7 protein-coding genes are annotated in these 8023 nt (G+C 62.9%); 3 read left to right on the top strand and 4 right to left on the bottom strand.

Annotated features, from left to right (window positions below; all coding sequences use genetic code 11):
- A partial coding sequence (locus tag RMO18_RS10880) for a 2Fe-2S iron-sulfur cluster-binding protein (protein WP_309665881.1) occupies nt 1-812 on the bottom strand: 812 nt, incomplete at its 3' end.
- A gap of 297 nt (nt 813-1109) precedes the next feature.
- On the opposite strand from RMO18_RS10880, the gene RMO18_RS10875 reads away from it, so the two are divergent.
- Together RMO18_RS10875 and dnaE are read left to right on the top strand one after the other, a co-directional pair.
- On the top strand, nt 1110-1655 hold the full coding sequence (locus RMO18_RS10875; protein WP_309665879.1) for a DUF2269 family protein: 546 nt from the start codon (nt 1110-1112) through the stop codon (nt 1653-1655).
- A 50-nt stretch (nt 1656-1705) separates the two neighbouring features.
- Entirely contained in the window at nt 1706-5149 is a 3444-nt protein-coding gene (dnaE, locus tag RMO18_RS10870) for a DNA polymerase III subunit alpha (RefSeq protein WP_309665877.1), read from the top strand.
- A gap of 129 nt (nt 5150-5278) precedes the next feature.
- On the opposite strand, the gene RMO18_RS10865 is transcribed toward dnaE, so the two are convergent.
- The 3 genes from RMO18_RS10865 to RMO18_RS10855 all read right to left on the bottom strand — a co-directional run bounded on the left by RMO18_RS10865 (nt 5279) and on the right by RMO18_RS10855 (nt 7048).
- Nucleotides 5279-6331, bottom strand: coding sequence for an AbrB family transcriptional regulator (locus RMO18_RS10865; protein ID WP_309665876.1), 1053 nt, complete (start codon nt 6329-6331; stop codon nt 5279-5281).
- Between the two features lie 187 nt (nt 6332-6518).
- Nucleotides 6519-6713 (bottom strand): SlyX family protein, encoded by a 195-nt coding sequence (locus tag RMO18_RS10860; protein ID WP_309665875.1) that lies wholly within the window; start codon nt 6711-6713, stop codon nt 6519-6521.
- Nucleotides 6710-7048 (bottom strand): helix-turn-helix domain-containing protein, encoded by a 339-nt coding sequence (locus RMO18_RS10855; protein ID WP_309665873.1) that lies wholly within the window; start codon nt 7046-7048, stop codon nt 6710-6712. The genes RMO18_RS10860 and RMO18_RS10855 overlap by 4 nt, the downstream gene beginning before the upstream one ends.
- A 103-nt stretch (nt 7049-7151) precedes the next feature.
- Here RMO18_RS10855 and RMO18_RS10850 point away from each other — a divergent pair, with 103 nt between their 5' ends.
- Nucleotides 7152-7982, top strand: a complete 831-nt coding sequence (locus RMO18_RS10850) for a hypothetical protein (RefSeq protein ID WP_309665872.1) — start codon at nt 7152-7154, stop codon at nt 7980-7982.
- Nucleotides 7983-8023: the final 41 nt, after the last annotated feature.

Genomic DNA, 8023 nt, shown 5'->3' with positions numbered 1-8023 from the left:
AGCTCGGCAAAGGACGGGTGCATCTCGCGCATCGCCTCATGCAGGGCGGTGATGGTGACGCCCGCGCCGATATGCACCGCGCCGCCCTGCTGCTCGATCTGCTGCAGGTCGGTGACGCCCGACAGAAAGGCAACCGGCTGCAGGTCGCGCAACTGCTTGGTCACCCACAGCCCCACATCGGTGGCCCCGGCGATCAACGTGCCGTCGGGGTTGGCCAGATACCACTGCGCCAGCGCGTCGCTGTCGCGCGGGCTGAACGCGCCGGAGAGGCCGCCTGCCTCCCCGGACCCCTCCGGGGATATTTTGAGAAGAGGAAGCTGAGCAACATCATCCAGCCATGCGGGAACCGGTTCGCTGGCCGCAGCCTCGGCCGCGCGGATGATCGGCGCATAGCCGGTGCAGCGGCACAGGTTGCCCGCCAGCACATCGTCATGATCGTGCCGCCCCTGCGCATGGCCCACCGCCATCGACACCACGAAGCCCGGCGTGCAGAAACCGCACTGTGACCCGTGATGCGTGATCATCGCAGCTTGTACCGGGTGCAATGCACTGTCCGGCCCGGCAATGCCTTCGACGGTGCGCACCGCTTTGCCATGCAGTTGCGGCAAGAAGAGGATGCAGGCGTTCAGCGCTTTTGGTCCGTCGGCGTCGGTGACCATCACTGTGCAGGCGCCGCAATCGCCTTCGTTGCAGCCTTCTTTGGTGCCGGTCAGCCCGCGCGTATCACGCAGCCAATCCAACAGCGTCCGTGTCGCGGGTTGCCCCGAAATGCGGACCGGCGTTCCGTTCAAGAGAAACGCAACCTCAGACATCCCAAAACCAGCCGCCTTCTCCTCGTTCGAGGTGATCTGCATGCCCGCCCGATGCGGCGTAAAGCGGGGCATGCTCCCCTGGGACGTTGCCCATTCTCCCTTGAAAACATGAAGCGCCGCCAGATACCACATGGCAAGACTTACCTTCTTTGGAAATTTGGAAGCAGTTTCGCCTTTTGCCGAAAGAACGGGCAGAGCGGCGGTCTGCCGCGCGGTAAGGATTTCATAACCTTGCATCAGGCGTCGCGGTGCGGCATTCCAAGCTCATTCGCATACATATTAAAATTGGAGACTGTAATGGACCTTTATGTGCTGTTGAAATTTGCTCATGTCGCTTCGGCAATCGTCTGGCTTGGTGGCGGCTTCACCCTTGTTTTGCTGGCATTCCTGTTTGCCAAGCGCCCGAATCCTGCCGATCTGCTGGGCGTAATCCGCCTTGTGGCCTTTCTTGGCCCGCGCCTGTTCCTTCCGACCAGTATCCTCACGCTTCTGACCGGTCTTGCCACGACCTATGTCGGTGGGTTCGGCTGGCCTGCGTGGGTGGTACTTGGCTTGGCGGGCATTGCAGTGACGGCGCTTGTCGGCGCGATCAAACTTGGCCCGACATGCGAAAATGCCATTGCCATCAGCGACACCAAGGGTGTGCACGCGGCCCGCCACGAGATGCTGAAACTTCTGCCTTTGGCGCGGTTCGATTACACAACGCAGTTCGTCATCGTGTTCCTGATGATCACCAAGCCGGATTGGCAAGACGTGCCGGTGTTGGCCGGTCTGGCGATGATCGTGGTGATGGCCCTTGTCGCGGCGTTCCAGCCGGCGCCACGGTCGCTGAAAAGCACCTGATCGCGCGCCGGCGGGGTTGCGGCACCGGACAGATCGGGTAGGGTCCCGCCATGTCCGGTGCCCCCAGATTCATCCACCTTCGCGTCCATACCGAACACTCGCTTCTGGAAGGCGCGGTGCCGGTCAAAAAGCTGGTGGACCTGTGCAAGGCGCAAGCGATGCCTGCCGTGGCCGTCACCGACACCAACAACATGTTCGCCGCACTGGAGTTTTCGGTGACCGCCGCCGCCGCTGGCGTGCAGCCGATCATGGGGTGTCAGGTGTCGCTGGCGCATGATCCGTCCCAACCGGGGGAACGGCCGCGCCTGCCAGCGCCGATTGTGCTGCTGGCCCAGTCCGAGGTTGGCTACCAGAACCTGATGAAGCTGAACTCGCGGCTTTACATCGACGGCACGATGGCCGGGGGTGCCAGCCTGCCGCAGGTGACCGTCGATGAGCTGGAGACCCTGTCGTCCGGCCTGATCTGCCTGACCGGTGGCCCGGATGGCCCGCTTGGCCGGTTCCTGGCCGCAGGTCAGCTGCCCAAGGCGCGCGCGCTTTTGCAACGTCTGGCCGCGATCTACCCTTCTCGCCTGTACGTCGAACTGCAGCGCCATCCCGGCCCCGCAGGCCAGCTGCCGGAAGGCGAGGCGCTGGCAGAGCGTGGCCATGTCGAGCTTGCCTATGAATTCGGCCTGCCGCTGGTCGCCACCAATGATGTCTACTTTCCCAAAGCCTCGATGTATGAGGCGCATGATGCCCTGATCTGCATCGCCGAAGGCGCTTATGTCGATCAGCAACAGCCGCGCCGCCGCCTGACCCCGCAGCACTATTTCAAATCCGAAGCCGAAATGTGCGCCCTGTTCGCCGATCTGCCCGAGGCGCTGGAGAACTCTGTCGAAATCGCCCGCCGCTGCGCCTATGCTGCCAGCAAGCGCCCGCCGATCCTGCCGAAATTCGCCGATGACGAGGTGCAGGAACTGCGCCGCGCCGCCAATCAGGGTCTGCAGGACCGCCTCAAGATCATCACCCCTTCGGCCACACCGGAGGAATATCAGGCCCGCCTTGATTTCGAGCTGAACGTGATCGAAAACATGGGCTTCCCCGGCTATTTCCTGATCGTGGCCGATTTCATCAAATGGGCCAAGGATCAGGGCATTCCCGTCGGGCCGGGGCGTGGCTCGGGTGCGGGGTCGCTGGTTGCCTATGCGCTAACGATCACCGATCTTGACCCCCTGCGCTATGCCCTTCTCTTCGAACGCTTTCTCAACCCAGAACGCGTGTCGATGCCCGACTTCGACATCGACTTCTGCATGGACCGCCGCGAAGAGGTCATCCAATACGTCCAGGGCAAATATGGCCGGGACCGGGTTGGCCAGATCATCACCTTCGGCGCGCTATTGTCCAAGGCGGCGGTGCGCGACGTGGGCCGCGTGCTGCAAATGTCCTACGGGCAGGTGGACCGGCTGTCGAAGATGATCCCGGTCGAAGGCGTGAAGCCCGTCTCGATCACCAAGGCGCTGGCAGATGAGCCGCGCCTGCGTGAGGCCGCCAAGGAAGAGGTGGTCAAGCGTTTGCTGGATTATGCCAAGGAAATCGAAGGCTTGCTGCGCAACGCCTCTACCCACGCCGCCGGCGTGGTGATCGCCGACCGCCCGCTGGACGAACTGGTGCCGCTCTATCAAGATCCGCGCTCTGACATGCCCGCGACCCAGTTCAACATGAAATGGGTCGAGGCTGCGGGGCTGGTGAAGTTCGACTTTCTGGGTCTGAAAACCCTGACCGTCATCCAGAACGCGATGGACCTTTTGGCGCTGCGCGGCATCAGCTTTGACATCAACCTGATCCCGCTGGATGACAAGCCGTCGTACGACCTTTACGCCAGCGCCCGCACCGTCGCGGTGTTTCAGGTGGAAAGCTCGGGCATGATGGATGCGCTGCGTCGCATGAAACCAACCTGCATCGAAGATATCGTGGCGCTCGTCGCCCTCTACCGCCCCGGCCCGATGGAAAACATCCCCGCCTATTGCGAGGTGAAAAACGGCATTCGCGATCGGGAATCGATCCACCCGACAATCGACCACATCCTGGCTGAGACCCAAGGCATCATCGTCTATCAGGAACAGGTGATGCAGATCGCTCAGGTGATGGCGGGCTATTCGCTTGGCGGCGCAGACCTGCTGCGCCGCGCCATGGGCAAGAAGATCGCCGAGGAAATGGCCAAGGAACGCCCGAAGTTCATCGAAGGCGCGGCCCTGACGCACGCGGTCAGCAAGGAAAAGGCCGGCGAGGTTTTCGACCTGCTGGAGAAATTCGCAAACTACGGGTTCAACAAATCGCACGCCGCCGCCTATGCCGTGGTCAGCTATCAAACCGCCTATCTCAAGGCGAACTACCCGGCCGAATTCATGGCCGCCGTGATGAATTGCGATCTGCATCTGACCGACAAACTTGCCGTTTATAAACGCGAGGTCGACAAGCTGGGTCTCAAGACCGTGGCCCCCTGCATCAACGCCTCGCTGGCCACCTTCACGGTGCGCGAAGGTGCCATTGTCTACGGTCTTGGCGCGCTGAAGAACGTTGGCGTCGACGCCATGCAAATGATCGTTCGGGATCGCGGTGAACGACCGTTCGTAAATCTTTTCGATGTGGCTCGCCGGGTGGATCTGAAGCGTGTCGGCAAGCGCCCGCTGGAAATGCTGGCCCGCGCCGGGGCCTTCGACCAGCTTGATCCGAACCGCGCTCGGGTGTTCGAAGCGCTTGATCCCCTCGTCGCCTACTCCGCCGCGATCCACGAGGCAAAGACCTCAAACCAGGTGTCGCTGTTTGGCGACACTGGCACCGATATCCCGGAACCGCGCCTGCCGTTCCGCGATGACTGGTTGCCGGTTGAACGTCTGGCGCAGGAACATCAGGCCATCGGCTTCTACCTCTCGGGCCATCCGCTAGACGACTACATGTCTGCCCTGCGCCGCCGTGACGTGAAGACCCTGACCGAAGTCACCATTCTGGCCGAACGCGGCCCGCTGATTGCCAAGATTGCCGGGTCGGTGTCATCACGTCAGGAACGCAAATCCGCCAAGGGCAACCGTTTTGCCTTTGTCCAGCTGTCCGATCCGACCGGGCTTTACGAAGTGACCGTGTTCTCAGATACGCTGGAGGCCGCGCGTGACCTGCTGGAACCCGGCCGCAATGTGGTGCTGACCGTCAAGGCGGAACTGGAGGGCGAGACGCTGAAGATGCTCGCCAACGCCGTGCAGGCGATTGATCAGGTGGCAGATCAGGCCGGTGCGCAGGCGATCCGCATTCACCTGAACCGGGCTGAGGCCGTGCCGTCGCTGGCAGCACTTCTGGCCAAGGTCGAAGGCCGCAACCGCGCGCAGATCACCCTCTGCATCCCGGACGAGGCGGGCCGCGAGTTTGATCTGACCTTGCCGCAGTCCTACCCGGTGACCCCCCAGATCAAAGGCGCGATCAAGGCGATGCAGGGCGTGGTGCTGGTCGAGGATATGTGACCACCGGTTCCGCGCGGCGTCCTTCTTCTTCCGGCAGACACCGCAGACAATTCCTAACAGTTTATGAATGCAGTTATATAACCCATTGATTTTATTAGAACAGAAACCTTGTCCACGCGTGGACAACCCCTACCCGATCCACCTGCTCCCCAGTTTCGCCAGTCCCACAGCCAGCACGATCCGCAAGACATGATGGGCCGTCACATAGATCACGCTGACCTGCAGGCTCAACGCGATCAGGCTCATTTCCGCCAGCCCGCCGGGGGCAAAGGCCAGGAACACCGCCGCCACCGGCTCCCCCACCAGCGCATGCAGGCTCAGCGCGAACCCCATGGCCAGCAGCAGCGCCACGACCCCGTTGATCAGCGCCAGCACCGCTGCCCGCCGCAGCATGGCCCGGTCCACCCCCACAAACCGCGCGCCCAACCCCGTGCCCAACACGATCTGCGTGGCCGCGATCAGCCACCCCGGAGGCACGCCCTCGACCCAGCCAAGCCCGTGGATCAGCGCCGACATCAGGATCGGCCCGGTGATGATCCAGCCCGGCAGCCGCAAAAGCCGCCCGATCGCCACACCCATCAGACCAGCGGCCACCAGTATCGCCACTTCGCGCGGACCAAGATGCGCCGCTGCCCCGACCATCTGCACCCCCGAGGCCGACCCGACAGCATGCCCCGTCAGGCCCCAGAACAGCATCGGCACTGCAATGATCGTGCCGATCAGCCGGAGAAACTGCAGCACCGTCAGAAGGCGGACATCCGCCCCCGCCTCTTCGCCAAGCTGCACGCTTTCGATCAACCCACCGGGAACCGCGCCAAAGAACGCGTTTGTCGCCGACAGACCACCCCGCCGATAAAGCGCGAACCCCGCTGCATGGGCCAGCGGCACGTACAGGCAAAGCGCCAGAAGCGACGGCCCCCACCCCAACGCCTGCCCCGCCACGGCGGGGGTAAAGGCGCCGCCGATGGCCACCCCGATCACTGGCACAAAGGAAAATCGCAGCCGCGCCGGCAGCGTGATCTGGCACCCAAAGGGCCGCACGTCCCCCGCCGCAATTACCCCGGTTACCACCAGTGACCCAAGCAGATACCCGAGCGGAAGGTGCGCCCAATGCGCGATCCAGCCGCCCAGCGCGCCCAGCGTCAACGTGACTGCAAGCGCCATCAGCTTAACGTTCGGCATGTACGCTCCACCGCGCTGCCATCCCTGCAGTGGCCGAGCCGTCAGAGAATTCCTGATTGGGCAAACTCCGTTTCAATTGTTCGCCCCGCTGGGATGATCCCAGATCAAACATGGCAGTGCACCCGTATCAAAGGGCTGCCCAACCCCGCCACCGCGCAAGCAAAGCCAAGCGCTTTGCCCGCTGGGGCTACCAATGCGGCGGCCTCGCGTTCGCGGCAGGGGCCTCACCCGATCCGGCTTCGCGTTCGGCTTCGCGTTCGGCCAGCATTGCGATCAGTCGGGTCATCCGGTCGATCTCGCGGCCCTGGCGAGTGACCACGTCTGACAGATCATCGACCGCGCGGACAAGGTGCGCAATCCGCTCCTCCAGAGCTTCGCTCATGCTGCAGCACCAGCTTGTCCATCGTCTGACAAATGCGCGCTGCCCCAATCGGCCATGGCATCCAGAATGGGCAGCAGACTGCGCCCAAGATCTGAGAACGAATACTCCACATGCGGCGGAATCACCGGAAAGATTCGACGATTGATGATGCCGTCAGCTTCCAGTTCGCGCAGATGCTGGGTCAGCATGCGCTGTGAGATGGCCGGCATCATCCTGCGCAATTCGTTGAACCGCTTTGGCCCGCCGCGCAGATAGTACAGGATCAGTACTTTCCAGCGCCCACCGATCACCCGCAAGGTGCGTTCCACCGGGCATTCCCCGGGGCTTAGGCCCATTACAGTATCCATTTCGATACTACCTCACAAAATACTGCGTACTTACGCCATTGCATCCACGGTGCCATATCGACGGCACCGATGCAAATGAACGGAGTTATTCATGCCTCACGTCACTCTCACCGGCCTTGCCGGAGCCCAGCAATCTGCCATCGCCAGTGCGTTTTCCGCCGCCGGATGGACGGTTACCGGCACCAGCCGCACTGCGCAGGGTGCCCATCGCGCCGACCTTGAAACAGGCGATGGGCTTGAGCGTGCTTTCGATGGTGCCGACGTCGTGGTCTTTACCCTGCCACAAGATCATACGCCCGGCCGGACGCTGCGGATGGCCCGCGCTATCGCCAAGGCGTCCCGAGGCGTCCCTCGCGTTATCCTGAACGCCGCCAGCCGGATTGTGCCTTCTGATCTTGGCGTGTTTGCCAACATGCGTCACGTGCAGTACGCCTTGTGCGACCTGCCGCTCGTCACGCTGGAACCGACGATCTACATGGACAACCTGCTGGCCGCATGGAGCATTCCCGGCATCCTTTCCGGCACTTTGGCATATCCGGCCTCGCCTGAGGCTGCGATAGCGTGGATGTCACACCGCACGCTGGCGGACTGCACATTGGCTGCCGCCACGGCAGATGTGTTTGGCCAGTCGATCCGTCTGGGCGGTGCCGAGGCACTGACCGGGCCACAGATCGCAGAACTGCTGGCGGCGCACCTGAAGCGTCCAGTGTCTTATGCGACGATCCCGCTGCCCGGTTTTGCCGCCGGTCTGAACCAAGCCTTCGGAGCGCCGGCCGGTGACCGGATCGCCGAGCTTTACGCCCATCTGGCGGATCATCCTGGTACAATGCGCGATGGCGCGAAGGGGGTTGGCGCCCTGGGTGTGACCCCGGAAAGCTTTGCCGCCTTCATCGCGCGGCAGGACTGGTCGCCGCCCGGTTGATCCAACGGGGGCCGATGCGGCGCTTGTCGCGGCCCCCCCCA

This window comes from Tabrizicola sp., assembly GCF_031377265.1.
Lineage (GTDB): Bacteria > Pseudomonadota > Alphaproteobacteria > Rhodobacterales > Rhodobacteraceae > JAUYQR01.
This window is presented reverse-complemented; position numbering and strand designations above follow the sequence as displayed.